This window comes from Corynebacterium sp. MSK204 (assembly GCF_030229885.1).
In the GTDB taxonomy this organism is placed as follows: Bacteria; Actinomycetota; Actinomycetes; order Mycobacteriales; family Mycobacteriaceae; genus Corynebacterium.
The window spans coordinates 1-421 of sequence record NZ_JASPGQ010000060.1; the positions used below are offsets into that span (position 1 = coordinate 1).

The 421-nt window shown below is 51.5% G+C and carries 1 pseudogene; it reads right to left on the reverse strand.

Annotation, left to right across the window (positions count from 1 at the left end):
* Positions 1–167: 167 nt before the first annotated feature.
* Positions 168–421 (reverse strand): annotated as a pseudogene (locus QP908_RS11780) (HNH endonuclease signature motif containing protein); the annotation flags it as partial.

Consider the following 421-nt stretch of genomic DNA (forward strand, 5'->3'; position numbering starts at 1 on the left):
AAAATGGTAATAAGAAGGCCGCTGCTTAACCCCTAAGCAGCTTAACTACGTGTCCACGATTTGCGGGCAACCCCATCTCGATATTTCCCTGCTCTTGTTCTTGGTTTCGATGAACATGGACTCAGCTTTTGGGCGCAGTGGTGTGGTGGTGCTGGGTTAGTGGGCTCTTATTTTTTGTTGTTGTGTTTGTTTCTTTTGTGTGTGAGGAATTGTTTCCAGGTGTAGTGCCAGTGTGTGTTTGTGGTGGCCAGTGGTCCTGTGGGGTGGTCTGTTTGGTAGGTGCCGTTGGTGTGTAGCCAGGCGATGGTGCCGTTTATTGGGTCCATGATGTAGTGGACGCGGCGGTCGGTTTTGATGTTGTGGTGGTGTTGGCACAGGGTGACGAGGTTGTCGGGGTTGGTGGGTCCGCCGTTGTTGTATT